Genomic DNA, 16,320 nt, shown 5'->3' with positions numbered 1-16,320 from the left:
CCAAAGACTATAATAGTGTCATTGCTATATAATTTTTACGTAAAATTTTATCCAGCACGGCATTTACATCCGTGAAAAACAAAAAAATATCCATCAAAACTGATTTTTTTGCACAGGTAAGCAAGTTTAATTATGTTTGATCAACAAACAAAGAAGAACAGGTGCACGATCTAGAACCATACTATAATTGGCGCGACGACTACATCGCCGCCGACGATGAGCGCTCCCCATTTTACGGGACGGTATATAGCGAATTTGAATTCGATAAAAAGGTCTATAACTACCTGCTGCACCCGCAATGGGACGAATTTGGATCCACCACTTTATACCTGAAAATTCTCTATGTTGACTATGATAAAGGCTTTTCCATCATTGAACTTATTGGGGAATGGAATGATGCAATTTACAACGACATCATGGTTCTTAAAAGAGAAATTATAGACGTCCTTATCGGTGAAGGTATTCAGAAATTCCTGTTGATCGGTGAAAACGTGCTAAATTTTCATGGTTCTGACGACTCTTACTACGAAGAGTGGTATGAAGATATTGAAGATGGCTGGATTGTGGCCCTCAATTTCAGAGACCATGTAATCCAGGAATTCAAAACCATTGGCGTTGACTATTACATTCATTTTGGAGGGGAATTGGACACCTTTCCGTGGCGCACCTTAAAACCCAAACAGCTTTATCACCATATTCAAGAACGAATCAACAAACGTTTAGGCGGATAAGCGGAAAGGCCGTAAAATAGTCCTTGCTTTTCTATATTTTCACTAACTTTGTTTCCACATTAAAACGTTTAATTATGTCATTCAGAATAGAAAAAGACACGATGGGCGAAGTTCAAGTGCCTGCAGATAAATACTGGGGAGCACAGACAGAACGTTCACGCAACAACTTTAAGATTGGCCCTGCGGCGTCCATGCCAAAAGAAATTATTGAAGGTTTTGCTTATTTGAAAAAAGCAGCAGCTTACGCAAATCATGAGCTTGGTGTTTTACCGATTGAAAAGCGCGACGCTATTGCAGCAGTATGCGATGAGATTCTAGCGGGTAAGTTGGACGATCAATTCCCATTGGTTATTTGGCAAACAGGCTCCGGGACACAGTCTAACATGAATGTGAACGAAGTTGTAGCCAACCGTGCTCAAGTTCTTGCTGGAGGCAAAATTGGCGAAGGTGAGCCTGTATTGAAAGCAAACGATGATGTCAACAAATCGCAATCATCCAATGATACATTCCCTACAGGGATGCACATCGCGGCCTATAAAGCGGTGGTTGAAGTAACCATCCCTGGTGTAGAAAAACTACGCGATACGCTCAAGCGTAAATCAGAGGAATTTATGCAAGTCGTTAAGATTGGTCGTACCCACCTTATGGATGCAACTCCACTGACATTAGGTCAAGAGCTTTCTGGTTACGTTGCACAATTAAATCATGGAATTAGGGCTGTTAAAAACACCTTGTCCCACTTATCCGAAGTGGCATTGGGAGGTACAGCAGTAGGTACGGGATTGAATACCCCAAAGGGATATGATGTTGTCGTGGCCAAATATATTGCCGAATTCACAGGTCTTCCGTTCGTGACGGCAGAAAATAAATTTGAAGCATTAGCAGCGCATGACGCTATCGTAGAAACACATGGTGCATTAAAACAACTTGCGGTAGCTTTAAATAAAATTTCAAACGATATCCGCATGATGGCCTCTGGCCCTCGTTCTGGAATTGGCGAAATTTTAATTCCTGAAAATGAACCGGGCTCATCGATCATGCCAGGAAAAGTAAACCCAACACAGTGCGAAGCTTTAACAATGGTTGCTGCGCAGGTAATGGGAAATGATGTTGCTATCACCATTGGTGGCACACAAGGTCATTATGAGCTGAATGTTTTCAAACCAGTAATGGCAGCAAACTTCTTACAGTCGGCCCGTTTGATCGGGGATGCTTGTGTCTCTTTTGAGGAGCACTGTGCGATCGGGATTGAGCCAAACTACCAACGCATTAAAGAGCTGGTTGACAACTCCTTGATGCTCGTTACTGCGCTTAACACTAAAATTGGTTATTACAAAGCAGCAGAAATAGCACAAACGGCACACAAAAATAATTCGACATTAAAAGAAACAGCTATAGCATTGGGCTATGTCACAGCTGAACAATTTGATGAATGGGTGAAACCAGAAGAAATGGTAGGAAGCTTAAAATAAATAAGTGATCAATTTATCAAAGAAAAATATCTTTCAAAAGGCATGCTTAGCACTGTTGCTAGGCATGCTTTTTACTACGTCTGCCTGTGTTCGCCACTCGGAAATGCAGACCGAGGGTGCCGACTTCTTACAGGGCGTATGGGTACAAGACAGTATCCCACACCAAGCGCAGATGATGGACTATACGCTTCATGAATTTAAATTCACTTGTGACTCCATGTATACCGTGATGAAAGTTCATGCCAAAACCCAACGTATCCCCGACAGTTGTTACAAGGATGGGAATTGGACAGAATATGCCAAAGGGGTTTATGTAATGCGCGGTGATAGTTTAATTGGTGAAGGGATTTACACTAAACCAAATGGGAAATATAAAGCTTCAGGTTGCTACAAGACCGGAACGTATCTTCCGCGCTATCGCGTAGCCTATCACAGCAAGGATTCCCTCGTGTTGGAAAGCCGCTATGATCAGCGCCCATTGGTCCTCCGCAAGACCCAAGATATTACATGTGTGCCCAAAAGACGTTGGGAAGATTAGATTAATGGACTTCGTTTTCGCGCAGTATACGTAGAAAATTAAGTCCCATAATCTTGGCAACATCTTCTTTACTGTATCCTCGCTTCAACAGAGCATCCGTTAATACAGGAAATTTAGAAACATCATTCAGCTGCTGTGGAGCGGATTCGATGCCGTCATAATCGGAGCCAACAGCCACATGATCTATCCCAACCTTCTGAACTAAATAGTCTATATGTTCCAGTAGCTTTTCTAGCGGCGCATCTGCCTGCTGTTTTATGCTCGCTGGCAGTTTCTCATATTGCCGTGTACCAGATAGTTTGTAATTTCCTTTCGCCCCGAAATGCTGACGATATAGCTTTTCAACCCTAGCATTGAATCCCGGATCCAGGAAACCAGAGTAGAAATTAACCCCCACAACCCCACCATTTTTCTTTAAGGCCTCCAGCTGCGCATCTTTTAAGTTACGATAGTGCGGCATCAGCGCATACGCATTACTGTGTGACACCAAAATAGGTTTGGACGTTACCGCCAACACATCATAAAAAGTTCGCTCCCCACCGTGAGAAAGATCGACCATCATCCCCAATTCATTCATCTTCCGAATAATTTCTTTACCGTGCTCCGTCAATCCTTTTCCCTGATCCGATTTCGTTTTTACTTCAATCGCTGCGGCCGTAGCCCACGGCAAGTTATAATTCCAGGTCAAGGTTAAATAACGTGCACCACGGCGATACAATGTCTCTAGGTTTTCTAATGAGCTCTCAATCATATTGCCGCCTTCCACCCCAATAAGCGCCACGATTTTACCAGTCTTCAAAATCTGCTGGACATCATCTGCTGACTTCGCGATCGCGATCTCTCCTTCATTTTGCTTAACCATCTTTTCCAGTGCATCGATCTGCGCATTTGCATGCTTGAAAGCCTTTCCTTTTGGAAATTTTTTATCATCGGACCACACCGCAAACACCTGTACATCAACGCCTCCTTCGCGTAAACGTGGCAAGTCCGTATGTCCAACTTTCATGCGTTTCCCAATATCGCGCCCCGGGAGGATCGATTCATAAATCACATCGTTATGCCCATCGACCACAATCAAGCTTTTGTGGAAATCCATGTTGGTCTGTCCATGCCCATAGCCCCCACAAAAGGCCAGCGCAGCTAATAATAAGACTCCTTTACCGTTTGCTCTCATTGATTGTTTCATAAATAGCATCTTGAATACGGCTACGTACATTTAATTCTAACAACCGGGTCGATACCTCCGGGTGTACTCTATTCGATAAAAAGATATAAACCAATTGATTTTTAGGGTCAACCCATAAACAGGTACCCGTATAACCGGTATGACCATACACACTACTATTTGCCAGCTTTGATGGATATTCCTTCGTTACGTCAGCATCCGCGCGATCAAAACCTAGCCCCCGACGACTTGTCTTCGACTGTTTCGATGTAAAAAGATCGACAGTTTCAGGCTTGAAATACCGAACGCCACCGTATGTACCTCGGTTCAATAGCAATTGTCCATAGATTGCCAAATCGTTCGCCGTAGCAAATAATCCAGCATGTCCTGCAACCCCACCTGCCATAGCAGCCCCTTGATCGTGTACATAACCTTCCAACAATCCTTTACGAAAAGTACTATCATACTCCGTCGGCACGATCTGTTCTTTATCGAAACGTTTTCTCGGGTTATACCCCGCAGTCTTCATGCCAATTGGTCGATACAAAAACTCTTGAATATATTCATCCATAGGGGTGGCTGTTTCATGCTCTGCAACCTCCTTCATTACATACATGCTGATATCACTGTAGACATAATTTCCAGCGGGCTTAACCGGGGAATTAAGCATCTCTGGCCACATTACATCCCGATAATAGTTATTGACCAGGTATGCATTGTCGGCGACTTTTACTTGGTGCTGCGCATCTTCAGTCGATTGGATATCCCCAGCCTTCAAACTTTTATAGAAAGGAATATAGGGGGTAAATCCAGCCTCATGCAGTAACACCGTTCGCAGTGGAATGTCTTTTTTGTTGGTGTTTTTTGCTTGCCATAGATAATCCCCCATCGTCTTGTCTAGGTCAATGACTTTCTCTTCTTGCAAATGCATGATAACAGGAGTTGTTCCCACAATCTTACTCACCGACGCCAAATCAAAAATATCAGTTGTTTTCGTTGGCGTTGTTTGCGCATAAGTATGTGAACCATATGCTTTGTTAAAAATGACCTCTCCATCTTTCACAGCCATCACGACCATCCCTGGCGTAGCTTTCTTTGCCATCGCCTCCGCAGCAATTGCATCAATCTTTGCGGTCATCTTATCAATCTGAAGACCACGCTGGGAAGCATCAGCATAACCTATCCGTGTTTGACTCGTGCGATTCTTACCTTCCGTAATTGCCGCTCCCCCGAAAATTGACATCGCCGCCTCCCGTTGGTTGGCTGTTGTTGGTGCTCCCGACCACATTTCGGTTACGCGTGGATTATGATCTGTTTTAGCAAGCATATTACCCGTCGACTTATCGGCAAAGCGAAGTAAAATGACGTTCTTTTTGTTTACCGCCGATTGCTGCGCCATAAGCAAAAGGTCATTGCGCAACTCATCCGAACTACCGGCTACTATAATCGTGTTGTAGTATTTTGTGTGTTCATCATACCCATTAAAATCAAAACTAGCCACCTCTGCATATTGTTGCAGTGTCTCAATAAGGGATTGATAGCGTGCTGGGAATGGGGTTACTACCGCTATCCGAAGGTTATCTAACCGCTTGAAAGGAAGCAGGCTATTTTGATTACTCACTAAAACCGTGTGATTGGTAGGTATAGATTTCTGTTGCGCATACAACGAGTTACCGGTGATCACACTACTTAAAAGCACTGCTTGAAGGCATATCGAATTGAATTTCATAATTTGTGACAGTTTGCTTCTGTAAACTTAGGTAAAGTAATACGCAAATCCAATGTGTTACAGATCAAAGAGGTTGTTTTTTATCGTAAAGAATCTGATATAATGCAACAAAACGCATGGTTGATCTAATTTTCATCGACCTAGATTTTCTATGGATTGGAGGCCAAAGGAGGGTGCTGACTGGTATCAATGAATACGAGCCGACATAGCGGGATACGAGCCACAGGCCTACCTGCGGTAGGCAGGCTCGCACCAGTGTCACGACAAGCCAGTGTAACCACTCTTCAGTATAACGACGTACCTTGTGTAATGACACGCTGTAAAAGCAGAAAACTAACGGTAGAGCGGAGAAATTTCATTAAGTTTGACGTATGCCGGAGCAAATACAAGATAGAACAATATTTTCCCTGCTGGAAGTAACGCGCAGCATTCAAAAAACGCTTGCCGATCGCTATCAGAGTCTATATTGGATTAAAGCGGAAATGAACAAGCTCAATCATTATACGCACTCGGGCCATTGCTATCCGGAACTTGTTGAAAAGAAAGAGGGTAAGGTTGTTGCCGAGATTCGTTCCGTTTTATGGAAAGCAGATTATCAACGCATCAATCAACAATTTTTAAAGCTCCTGAACGAACCCTTGCGCGAGGGTATTACAATACTCTTTCAGGCTGGCATTTCTTATGATCCCCTTTATGGTTTAAGCCTTAAGATTGTAGATATTGACCCGACCTTTGTATTGGGAGAACTCGAAAAAGAGAAAATAGAAAGCATCCGAAGGCTACAGGAAGAAGGAATCTATGATGCCAATAAAAAGCTGCCCTTTCCGACAGTACCAAAGCGACTCGCCATTGTCTCGGTAGAAACCAGTAAAGGTTTATCCGATTTTTTTAAGATTATACAGGCTAATCCCTGGGGCTATCGGTTTGAAAGCACCTTATTCCCGGCTCTACTGCAGGGCGACAAGTCTGTTCCTTCCATCATCAAGCAGCTCGCCGTGATAGCAGAGCAAACCGAAGCATTCGATGCTGTCGCCATTATTAGGGGCGGAGGTGGCGAGGTTGGTCTTTCCTCGTACAACAATTACCTGCTGGCACGTGCTATTGCTATTTTTCCAATCCCGGTTTTAACCGGAATTGGTCATTCCACCAACGAAACAGTAAGCGAAATGGTCGCCTACAAAAATGCGATCACCCCCAGTGAGCTGGCCGACTTTCTGATTCAAAAATTTCATAATTTTGCTATTCCTGTGGATGAAGCACAACGACGCATGGTGCGCGCCTGCCAGGCTATATTTACCCAACAGGAAGCGCAGCTGCAGCACTTCAGTCAACAAATATCGTGGTCCGGAAAATCAATTTTCATGACCCAACGCAACAAAATAGATAATATACAAAGTCACCTACAACTCTTCAGCCGTCAACTCCTCAAGGAGCATTATGCAGAAATTGAAAATGCCAGTCGGCTGGTTAATCTGGCTAGCCCAAAACAAATCTTACGCCGTGGATTTAGTATCACCCGCGTCGCTGGGAAAGCCATAACCGATGTCAACGAAGTGCCCGATGGCGCGACAATAGAAACCGAATTGCTCCATGGTACAATTCACAGTACGACCCAATCTAAAACGTAAAACAATATAAATAGACAAGATGAGCGCTAAAATAACCTATAACGACGCATTCACAGAGCTGCAACAGATTGTTTCAGATATTGAAAACGGAGATATTAATGTTGATGCATTAGGCGAAAAAATACGCCGGGCGTCGGAGCTAATCACCGTTTGTAAAGCAAAACTCACAGCCTCCGAAGAAGAAGTAGAGAAGCTCCTTGCAAAGCTGGAGGAGGAGACACCTTCTTCGGATGCGGAGTAAAAGAGACAACATCTAGTTTTTTATTTAAAAAGTTGAATTTATGACTCTTCTGTCCTATTCTTCCACCTACTATTCCGTATTTTTGCATTAAAATAGAGACCATGAAAAAAATTATCGCAATAGCGCTAACAGTAATTTCGTTTTCCACTGTTTCCGCACAAAAAGTAGAGCGTAAGCCTCTACCAAAAGATGTACAGATCAAACTAGCCTTACAGGCTGCTCCTGAAGATTTACGCCCTGGGGCCAAAGTATACGGCTACGACGAAAATGGCAAGTTTGTTGTCTTGCAAGAACCGACGAACAACAGCAAAATGGTTTGCCTTGCTCCCGACTATAAAATGGCAACCTATTATTCCTATGCCTACCCACAATCTATGGATGAGTTTATGGAAAGAGGGCGTCAACTGATAGCAGAGGGTAAACGCAAACAACGGGATGAAATCCGGGAACAAGAGTTTAAAGCTGGTAAGTTAAAAATCCCACAAACACCAACAATTCTATATGGTTATTGGGGAGAAGCATCGAATGTCAATACAGAGACCGGTGAGATAAAAGATGCGAAACGTCGTTATGTAATCTACATGCCTTTCGCTAAAGCGGAAGATATTGGCTTATCCAGCAAGCATAACAACATCGGTATGCCTTGGTTAATGGATGAAGGAGGATATAAAGCACACATCATGATTACCCCTCCATTGGAGCATAATCACGGCGGTCATTAAAATAAAAAAGCCGAATCTTAACGATTCGGCTTTTTTATTAGGAATGCTTTTTAGAAGAAACACGCTTCTTTGTCTTCAGCGCTTCTTTCTTAACAGCTTCTATATCGTTTGCACGACTCAAGATCGTATCGCAAGCAGCGATAATCTCTGGTCTTCGTACAGAAATGCTAAACCACCCCATGACCTCCAATGCTGTTTTACGTACCTCTTCCGAATCGGCTTCATTAATAGCGATTGCGGTCAAGGCAGGAATCATTGCATGATTTCTATATAAACGCAAGGAATTGATTTCACTCAAACGGTCCTTGTCCAATTTAGTTACATCCGTGATAATAGCTAAAGCCGCTGCCGTCTTCTTCGCGTGGTAATCTATATCCTGATCCAATTTATTGGCCACCGTATCACCGTGTACCAAGGCTTTATTATTACGAATCAATTCATTTACCGCATCGTGTGCCAACGCCGGATTCAAGAACTGTAAATTCCAACGAGTACGATAGCTTACGCGTTCTGAATGCGGATCAGAAACATAGAAAGAAATTTGATCTTTCACAAAATCGTCTCCTCCAAAATCAGCTAAATCGTACGCGACCCGACGACGGATATACTCGTATGAATCTCCTTTTGCTGCATGCAAAACTTCAAAATAATTCTTGTCCTCAAAATTACGTAAAAGCTGAAAAGCTTCCATCCGCACGGTCTCATAAGAAGAGTCAAAGTAATAGGTTTTTAGCAGATTCGAAGCCTCGTCCTTCGGTAACAAACGACTTAAGTACACCAAAGATAACGCTTGTAAATCGGCATCATTCGTCTTTAATAAGGTCTTCCAATAACCTGCATCATTCGTTTTAGTAGCAAGCGCTTCATTCAATGCCGCCTTACGTGTTGAACTGAATGCGAAGGTCGGATCACCTAAGATATGTGTCTCCAAATAAGCAATCTGCTTTACCCAATGCCCAACGCGTGCGCCATGCTGCAAAATCCCCATCAATTCCGCTGGCCACAAATCTTGCAACACCCCGACCGAATTAGCCACGGCAACAATATTCTCATTTGTGGAGAAAGGATAATAACCGGCGATATAATTCTCCAGTTGAAAAGAGCCCGTCAAACAGGAATTTAGATACACCAAACGCGCCTGGATTCCACCATCTTTTATATCATGGATCTGCATATCCATATTATCATTATAGATCGAATCGCTGGCAATAGAAGCTTCCGAAAATGCCGCTTCAAACCATTTATCATTGACGCCTAATGACGCTTGAAAATCAGACTTAACCTTCTCTAAGTCCCGTCCATCTTCCTTAGCCGACCGCATTTTAGAGCGTAAATAACGTGCAACGTTTTGCATTGACGGTTGGGGCGACGATACATCTGGATAACCATTCAACAACTGTAATGTAGGCGTCCCATGTCCCGTCATATAGGCAAAGTCAATTCCTGGGCGTTTCAACTCCGTCAACAAATTGAACTTCATAAACTCTGAATTCCTGTAGTTTAAAAACTTCATGGAGTTTCCCGGCTTAAATAAGTCTGGAAACTGAGATTTCAAAGCCAGTGCTTCCCCAGAAACAGCATTAATAGCATTCGAGTTATAGCCATGTCCCGTGGAGGCAATCATATCCGTTAACGGATTATCCTCACCACGAAGACGTACCACCTTATGCAGGTAATCTTTGATTTTTACTTTCGGGTCCTCTCCCGCCAAAACAGGTGGTTTGATACGAGCGGAATAGATATCCATCTCGATAAACTGTTGCGAAGCAGCATTCAAGCTGTAGTAAAAATATTGTTCCCTTCCTTTTGCCGTATCCTGACGGATGAAATCAAAATTAAGGTCAAAGTCATCATAAAAACGGTCAGATGGCACAGACGACTTGTCCCAACGAATCTTTTGGTTCATCTTGAATGCCGAAGTTAAAAACTGCGCATCACGAATCATAGGGATTGGAATTTCTCCAATAAACACAGCACCTTCGAGTTTTGCCTCTTTTTGTGTATACAACTTAGACAACTCCGCCTTAACCTGATCCGGGGAACGCCATTGCTCCACCAAAATATACGTCCCTAACCCTTCTTTTTCAACCGCCTTTTTATAGGCATCCACCTCCGCCTTTGCATATTGATACGTTCCTTTATCAATTACAATAGCAAAACTCGTCGCCGATTTAATACCAGGCTTCTGAATCTCCTGCGCTTGTACGGTCACTTTGCCAAAAGCGAAAATTGCGAAGGCCAGTGACCACATTTTTTTGTTTCTCATGAGTACATGTTATCTAAGTAGCGTAGCTTTTCAGCTGCGACAAAGTTAAAAGGAAAAAATGCCAATTGCGAGCTGTCCGTTCATTCGTGACATACTTTTTGCAAAATACGCATTCCCTTCGGTCGGTTTTAAATATCCACCGCTAGCTTTAATATAAAACTGGGTTCCCGATTTAGCCGTCGGCTTAAACACATATTGGACCGCAGCATTGATCTGCCAAAAATCAGTTGACATAAAGGCATTCGTAGGATAAAGAATTTCCTTCGCTATAAAATTTGTCGAATAGGCTTTCTCTTCATAGTTGAAAATCGTTTTAAAAGCATCTGAATAGCCCACGCCAGCATGCAACACAAGGCCGGACTGATCCGCTGAGGTGAAATATTTATCAAAATCGACCTCATACTGCATCCGGTCTACAGTTTGCTGACTTCGGTTGCTGGCATACCGGTTGTCCCATCCATGATATTGTGCTTTTGCTCCCGCTTTCCACGACAGCTTATCCCCTTTTAACCGGCCAAACTGATACCGTAATGCTGCCTGGGTTACCAAATTGGTATTCAGTACTGCCGAGAACAAGGTCACATAGTTTCGTGTAATCGGATCCTGATATTGATGAAACTCTTCATTTTCTATATCGGTCTGAATCCATTCTGCACGCAGTTGATGAATTCCGGATGTTGTCGTTTGGCTTAAATCCGCTTGGAAGCCATATCTCTTATACCGATGTTCCCCTGCATTTTTAGGATAAGTCGATCCGTCCGTTGCTTTTTCGGTATGCTGCTGAAAAAAGCCTTCTAGATGACTACGAAACCCTCCGTTTGCGTAACTGTAATTTAATCCTCCACCAAAACGATTCCCCGCGTAACGACGAATAATGTCTGCACTCGACAAAAAGATCGGTGAACTTCCTTCATACTCTCCGAGCCCTAACAGCTTATATAAGTTGTGAGCAACATTATAATTTACATTGGTGATTTTCACATCTTCACCCAAATAATTATAACTACCAAAAAGCCCAAGGATATTTCGATCGTTAATCTTGTAGGCAACAGAAGGGATCAATTCCAGATCATTTTGTGTATTTTCTGGACGTGGGTCACGTTGTCTTGCACCTGTATTTACCGCATATTTCAAGCCCAACCCCACGGCAACACGATCTTTAAAAAACGGAGATGCGACTTTTACCTCTAGTCCATAACGTTGTTTATTCCAATCACCCTGCAGAGAATCCATCAAGATATACGGATTCAATCGTAAAGGATCCAACTGACTGGTATGTGGCACATCCTTTTCTATACCTGTACGCAGGTCAAATCGACCATACAACTTCCAGCCTTTAAATTCCTGGTACCGTTTAGAGCTGAAGTCGAAGTAATGACTTTGTGCCGCCAATAAAGGATGCTTGAAATCACCATCCTCGACCATATAACTCACCGTTGATTCACCAATATTCGAAGTGCGCACCGTCTGTAGTAAAGCCGAATTACGGCTATCTATACTTACTTCTTGGAGCACCATCTTATCCAACACCTGCTTTCCCTCTTGCGCCATAGCGGCCCCTGTTACCCCAGTTAAGAGCAAGCCTAATACTATTCTTCTGTTCATTGCTGTTAATTCCATTTACGTGGTGAAGGGGTATTGTTAATTTCAAAATCCAGAGACGAGTTATTGGTATCTTGGAAGATCGTCTGTCCGCCAATCACCTGCTTTACTTTCCGGCGTACTGATTTTCCACTATAGATCGCTCCCGTAGTCGTCATCCCGGCATCTACCGAAATAGGTAGACGCTTCTTATCGGCAGCAACGTTAGCATTTGGCACACAGTCGACCCCATCAATAATGACTCCCACAGGAACAGACTTATATTGTGTGTTACCTGTAGCGTTCGGCTCCCGGGCAACTGGCCATTTTGCAAAATCCTTACCCTCGAAAATCACAATTCCTCCACCATTAGAACCTGGCAACCAATCAAACCCAGCTGTAGTACTTGCGTATGCGTGAAACAGATTTGGTACATCCGGGTTATCGGTATCTCGATTCGTGTACGGCCAATAGGTCTCAAAATTGGAAATACCTTTCCCTAAATTAACCGGTGAGTTCGGATTCCCTTTTGGATCGTCCCTGTGATTGATCGCATTCATCGATATAATAAACGACTCTCCTGGTGCTAAAGCGTGGTCTTTGCCTGAACCCGGAATCATCCATACTTGTGCCAAATAAACCGAGTCTGTCTTGGACAGAAAACCATGAGCAGACGTGCTTCCTGCCTTCGTATTCCCCATATACATACTATCAAGGTAAACCGTTTCGTTCGAGTTGTTGTATATCTCCAAAAACAAATCATAGAAATAAACACTCGGTACACCACTATAATAGTACTCCCGTATAACCAAACTACCGGCTTGGCTCACTTTCAAGGGTACACTGACCGCCCGCGTACTTGTTTCCACCAATAGTGGGGCTATGCTCGCATTCACAAAAGATTCTTGTGCGTGTCCAATCAGTTCTTCTGATTCCGCCGCCGTATAGCTACGAGACGCGGCAAGAGAATAGGTTCCCGGAATCAGATTCAACGCCAACTTACCCTCCACATCAGAAACCAACTGGCGCACTTCGCCGGTCACATTATTCTTAAGTTGAATATTTACCTTTTCCGGCACAGCGCCTTCCTTAAAACTCTCCGGAAAAACCAATTGAAAAACAACCGGCACGCTATCCACCACTTCAAATTCCTTTCTACAACTGGCCAGCATCAGCTGCGACAGTCCCAGAAGTATAAAACATATCTTTTTCATCTATTTCTTATTTTTCTACTTGCCATTCGGCAGTGTATCGTCTGATTAAAACTTAAAGGTTAACTCGCTACCAAAAAAGATCGGAATATTTCTCTTCTCATATTGATCCGGATAACGTGTACTGTTTCTCAATGGCCGACTGTTGGTGATATTATTCACATAAAATGAAAAACCATAGTTTTTGCCGAACTCTTTCGTCAACTTCATATTAAATAGCCACAGCGGTTTCCAGGACTCTTCTTTGTAATAGTTATCCGCAATGCTGAGATAAATACCTGATGTTTCTGGAATGGCAGCAATCTCAGCGGGTGTCAATTCAACAATATTACCAGCACCACCCTCTACCATTGGGATAACTGCATAGGGACGGCTCGTGTAATTCAAGTATCTATTTTTATCCATCCATACTGTCTGTGCCGTCAAACTCACAATCAAACGTAACTCAGGGATATGATGGATGGCACGGATTGTACTTACAAACTGTTCATACTCCTTACCTCGATTTTCGAAGACACCAAGTCTGTTATACGCTTCACCTGCGACACGACGTGCATACACTAAAGGCGTATTATCCATACGTTTGGTATACATGTAGGCGCCATTCACCGTAAATGAGGTACGAATAGCTTCCACACGACCAAAATCTACATCAAACTCAAAACCTCTGTTCGTAATGTTAACATTATTGCCCGGGCGCTTGTAATCCGTTACATACAAAGAGTCTTTGACTACAGGGCTCAGTTCCGGTTTCTTACCCGCCTCTTGTGATAATACCGTATACATAGGCACGGTTGCAAAATTGTATTGATCGAACATGCTATAACCGTTCTTCGTATGCTCGTTGTAATACGTTAAATAGACCCGTTTGTTCTTCAAGAATCGGTAGTCCAACCCGACTTCCGCTTTCTTAGATTTTGCAATTTGGAGGTCCCTATTTTCGGTAGAAAACACACGTGTAGTCATCAAAGCGAGACTCTCTGCCGGGTTTTCTTTGTAGTAGTTTAAGCTAAAAATATCGGCATAAGCATTTTCAGGATACAAGTAAATCAGTCCTGGAGCTTTCGCACTATGTCCGTAGCCCCCACGAATATTTAAACCATCAATCAAGGTATACGAAGCATTGATCCGTGGTGAAAAAGCATATTTACTATTATCGGCAAAAGGCTGAATATTATCATAACGAAGTCCGGCCACAATACTCAATTCTCTGTTGAATAAATTGGCAGACACCTTATCTTCCAAGTAAAAAGACAACTGCTGCATCGCTGGAATATCATTAAAAGAACGTGGCCTTGTCGCGATATTACCCAGCGCTGCTGGAGGAGCCATCGGATCAAAAGTCTTACCAACGCCGAAATTCTTATCCAAACTATACTGTCCACCGACAACAATCCCGTGACGCACAGCGCCCGTTGAGAAATAAAAATTATCCGAAACTTTAGCCTGCACATTAAGCGGCTTACCATCGATCCACAGTTTGGCCAAATAATTAGATGGCAAATAGGGAACTTCATTGGTTCCATTCTCCAGCGCACTGGAAACGGCAGAAATCTGTCCGTTCGTCATCCCCTGCTGGAATCCATGCTGTATTCCATATTGTGCAGAAAGCACATAGTTTATGTTTCGCGCAAAACGTTTATCAATATTCCACCGACCGTTCGTCGAAAAGCGTAAATCATAATTCTCCGCCCGCTTTAGCTCTTGTTGTATAATTAAATCCTGATCAATTCGGCTGTTATCAAAATACCCCCCAAAGCTCAGATTCGTATTCGTATATAGATTTTTATTCCGGCCTACAGTATGGGTATATTGCAAGGATGTGTTTATTCGCTGATAAGATTCTGAAGTTTGGATTTGCTTGTCAGACGCATGCGTATAGTCCACATCCACGAACAAAGCACCTCCGTTCTTTCCGGTACTAAAGCCCTGACCCAACCAAGCCTGGCGCATGGTCGGATTCAATCTGAATTTTGCTTGCAAGGGTTCCACAGCAGCTTTAGTCTTCACATCCAATATTCCCGATGTAAGGTCACCGTATTCAACCGAAGGAATTCCTCGGATCACCTCTACTGACTCCACATTATCCGCCGAGAGTTGACGTAGATCTGTTCCCATCCCCGTTGAATTGGAAAAGTTAGAGAGCACACCCCCTCGAGCGGTATTTGCCGCCTGGAGATCGGCATTATTGGACAGTTGAGCACCATTAATAATGACCGCAGTTCCCATTGCAGCAACATTGTCGCCATTGACATCCCCCATCTGACGGATCAGCGGTTTATTGACACCCGAAAAAGATGGATTCCCAATTTTTTGCCCAGGCAACAGTTGCAAAAGCTCCCCGAGGTTGGTCGCCTGAAGGTGTTCAATAGCCTGTCGTGAGATATAAGTTGAAGTAGCCCCTTTTACGTTGGATACCTGCCCCACAACCTGGATATCTTCGAGGGCAATAGAATTTTCGATTAGCGCAATTTCTACCGGCTTAGCACCCGTTATTGCCTTCACCTCGATCGGTTTCATGCCCGTATATTGTACCTGTAAAGTATAATTTCCTACAGGCACATTAGGAAACACAAAAGTTCCTTCAGCATCCGTCATCGCAAAGAGTTCTAATTCTTTTAATCGAACGGTTGCACCACGAACAGGCTTCCCCTGGTGTATAACCTTACCCGATACTTTTTGCTGCTCTTGTTGTTGTACGGTAATATATTCTAAAGAACGTCCTTTTGCCGCAGCCGAAAAAGGCAAGTACAACCCTGTACCGATCGCAATGACCACTAATATTCTATTCATTTTCAACGAAGATTGGCTACAAATATAATTCTATTTAGACAAAATCTAAATAATGCACCTCATTTTTACCGATTTATTTTTAAAACATGCACAAAAACATATGTTGTGACAGCAAAAAGAAATTTACAGCATCTTATCTCCAGCGAGAGAGCCGCGCATACCACGACTAAGACTACAAAGGCGGGAACACCCTAACTCCATAACGCTAAGAATCCCCGACCAACTAAAATTCTAAAACGACGA

At 43.2% G+C, this 16,320-nt stretch carries 12 protein-coding genes; 6 read left to right on the top strand and 6 right to left on the bottom strand.

The window, feature by feature from the left end; translation table 11 throughout:
* Nucleotides 1-161: 161 nt before the first annotated feature.
* The 3 genes from B9Y69_RS13930 to B9Y69_RS13920 all read left to right on the top strand — a co-directional run bounded on the left by B9Y69_RS13930 (nucleotide 162) and on the right by B9Y69_RS13920 (nucleotide 2,741).
* Nucleotides 162-731, top strand: a complete 570-nt coding sequence (locus tag B9Y69_RS13930) for a hypothetical protein (protein WP_085473586.1) — start codon at nucleotides 162-164, stop codon at nucleotides 729-731.
* A gap of 74 nt (nucleotides 732-805) precedes the next feature.
* A complete protein-coding gene (gene fumC / locus B9Y69_RS13925; RefSeq protein ID WP_085473585.1) occupies nucleotides 806-2,203 on the top strand; it encodes a class II fumarate hydratase in 1,398 nt (465 codons plus the stop codon).
* Between the two features lie 4 nt (nucleotides 2,204-2,207).
* Complete coding sequence (locus tag B9Y69_RS13920) at nucleotides 2,208-2,741, top strand: fumarate hydratase (protein WP_085473584.1); 534 nt, start codon at nucleotides 2,208-2,210, stop codon at nucleotides 2,739-2,741.
* A 1-nt stretch (nucleotide 2,742) separates the two neighbouring features.
* Here the strand turns inward: B9Y69_RS13920 and B9Y69_RS13915 are convergent, their stop codons facing one another.
* Both B9Y69_RS13915 and B9Y69_RS13910 read right to left on the bottom strand, forming a co-directional pair.
* Nucleotides 2,743-3,927: a dipeptidase gene (locus tag B9Y69_RS13915; protein WP_085473708.1), complete on the bottom strand. Its 1,185-nt coding sequence runs from the start codon at nucleotides 3,925-3,927 to the stop codon at nucleotides 2,743-2,745.
* Nucleotides 3,899-5,635, bottom strand: a complete 1,737-nt coding sequence (locus B9Y69_RS13910) for a serine hydrolase domain-containing protein (protein ID WP_085473583.1) — start codon at nucleotides 5,633-5,635, stop codon at nucleotides 3,899-3,901. The genes B9Y69_RS13915 and B9Y69_RS13910 overlap by 29 nt, the downstream gene beginning before the upstream one ends.
* 371 nt (nucleotides 5,636-6,006) lie before the next feature.
* On the opposite strand from B9Y69_RS13910, the gene xseA reads away from it, so the two are divergent.
* The 3 genes from xseA (at nucleotide 6,007) to B9Y69_RS13895 (ending at nucleotide 8,226) form a co-directional block, all read left to right on the top strand.
* Nucleotides 6,007-7,263 (top strand): exodeoxyribonuclease VII large subunit, encoded by a 1,257-nt coding sequence (gene xseA, locus B9Y69_RS13905; protein WP_085473582.1) that lies wholly within the window; start codon nucleotides 6,007-6,009, stop codon nucleotides 7,261-7,263.
* 19 nt (nucleotides 7,264-7,282) lie between these two features.
* Complete coding sequence (xseB, locus tag B9Y69_RS13900; RefSeq protein ID WP_085473581.1) at nucleotides 7,283-7,504, top strand: exodeoxyribonuclease VII small subunit; 222 nt, start codon at nucleotides 7,283-7,285, stop codon at nucleotides 7,502-7,504.
* A 101-nt stretch (nucleotides 7,505-7,605) separates the two neighbouring features.
* Nucleotides 7,606-8,226, top strand: coding sequence for a hypothetical protein (locus B9Y69_RS13895; protein ID WP_085473580.1), 621 nt, complete (start codon nucleotides 7,606-7,608; stop codon nucleotides 8,224-8,226).
* Nucleotides 8,227-8,263: 37 nt separating this feature from the next.
* On the opposite strand, the gene B9Y69_RS13890 is transcribed toward B9Y69_RS13895, so the two are convergent.
* Genes B9Y69_RS13890 through B9Y69_RS13875 form a run of 4 tightly spaced genes read right to left on the bottom strand, consistent with a single transcriptional unit; the run spans nucleotide 8,264 to nucleotide 16,077 of the window.
* Nucleotides 8,264-10,492: a hypothetical protein gene (locus B9Y69_RS13890; RefSeq protein ID WP_144036586.1), complete on the bottom strand. Its 2,229-nt coding sequence runs from the start codon at nucleotides 10,490-10,492 to the stop codon at nucleotides 8,264-8,266.
* Between the two features lie 45 nt (nucleotides 10,493-10,537).
* Nucleotides 10,538-12,097, bottom strand: a complete 1,560-nt coding sequence (locus B9Y69_RS13885; RefSeq protein WP_144036585.1) for a DUF6850 family outer membrane beta-barrel protein — start codon at nucleotides 12,095-12,097, stop codon at nucleotides 10,538-10,540.
* Nucleotides 12,098-12,102: 5 nt separating this feature from the next.
* Complete coding sequence (locus B9Y69_RS13880; protein ID WP_085473577.1) at nucleotides 12,103-13,287, bottom strand: DUF4876 domain-containing protein; 1,185 nt, start codon at nucleotides 13,285-13,287, stop codon at nucleotides 12,103-12,105.
* Nucleotides 13,288-13,332: 45 nt separating this feature from the next.
* Nucleotides 13,333-16,077, bottom strand: a complete 2,745-nt coding sequence (locus tag B9Y69_RS13875) for a TonB-dependent receptor (RefSeq protein WP_085473576.1) — start codon at nucleotides 16,075-16,077, stop codon at nucleotides 13,333-13,335.
* Nucleotides 16,078-16,320 lie beyond the last annotated feature (243 nt).

The organism is Sphingobacterium psychroaquaticum (assembly GCF_900177625.1).
Classification (GTDB): domain Bacteria; phylum Bacteroidota; class Bacteroidia; order Sphingobacteriales; family Sphingobacteriaceae; genus Sphingobacterium; species Sphingobacterium psychroaquaticum.
This window is presented reverse-complemented; position numbering and strand designations above follow the sequence as displayed.

What these genes read in the sequence shown, in the direction of transcription:
- B9Y69_RS13915 (WP_085473708.1), bottom strand. Translation starts at nt 3,927, where the DNA reads ATGAAACAATCAATGAGAGCAAACGGTAAAGGAGTCTTATTATTAGCT.
- xseB (WP_085473581.1), top strand. Translation starts at nt 7,283, where the DNA reads ATGAGCGCTAAAATAACCTATAACGACGCATTCACAGAGCTGCAACAG.
- B9Y69_RS13895 (WP_085473580.1), top strand. Translation starts at nt 7,606, where the DNA reads ATGAAAAAAATTATCGCAATAGCGCTAACAGTAATTTCGTTTTCCACT.
- xseA (WP_085473582.1), top strand. Translation starts at nt 6,007, where the DNA reads ATGCCGGAGCAAATACAAGATAGAACAATATTTTCCCTGCTGGAAGTA.
- fumC (WP_085473585.1), top strand. Translation starts at nt 806, where the DNA reads ATGTCATTCAGAATAGAAAAAGACACGATGGGCGAAGTTCAAGTGCCT.
- B9Y69_RS13910 (WP_085473583.1), bottom strand. Translation starts at nt 5,635, where the DNA reads ATGAAATTCAATTCGATATGCCTTCAAGCAGTGCTTTTAAGTAGTGTG.
- B9Y69_RS13875 (WP_085473576.1), bottom strand. Translation starts at nt 16,077, where the DNA reads ATGAATAGAATATTAGTGGTCATTGCGATCGGTACAGGGTTGTACTTG.
- B9Y69_RS13890 (WP_144036586.1), bottom strand. Translation starts at nt 10,492, where the DNA reads ATGAGAAACAAAAAAATGTGGTCACTGGCCTTCGCAATTTTCGCTTTT.
- B9Y69_RS13885 (WP_144036585.1), bottom strand. Translation starts at nt 12,097, where the DNA reads ATGAACAGAAGAATAGTATTAGGCTTGCTCTTAACTGGGGTAACAGGG.
- B9Y69_RS13880 (WP_085473577.1), bottom strand. Translation starts at nt 13,287, where the DNA reads ATGAAAAAGATATGTTTTATACTTCTGGGACTGTCGCAGCTGATGCTG.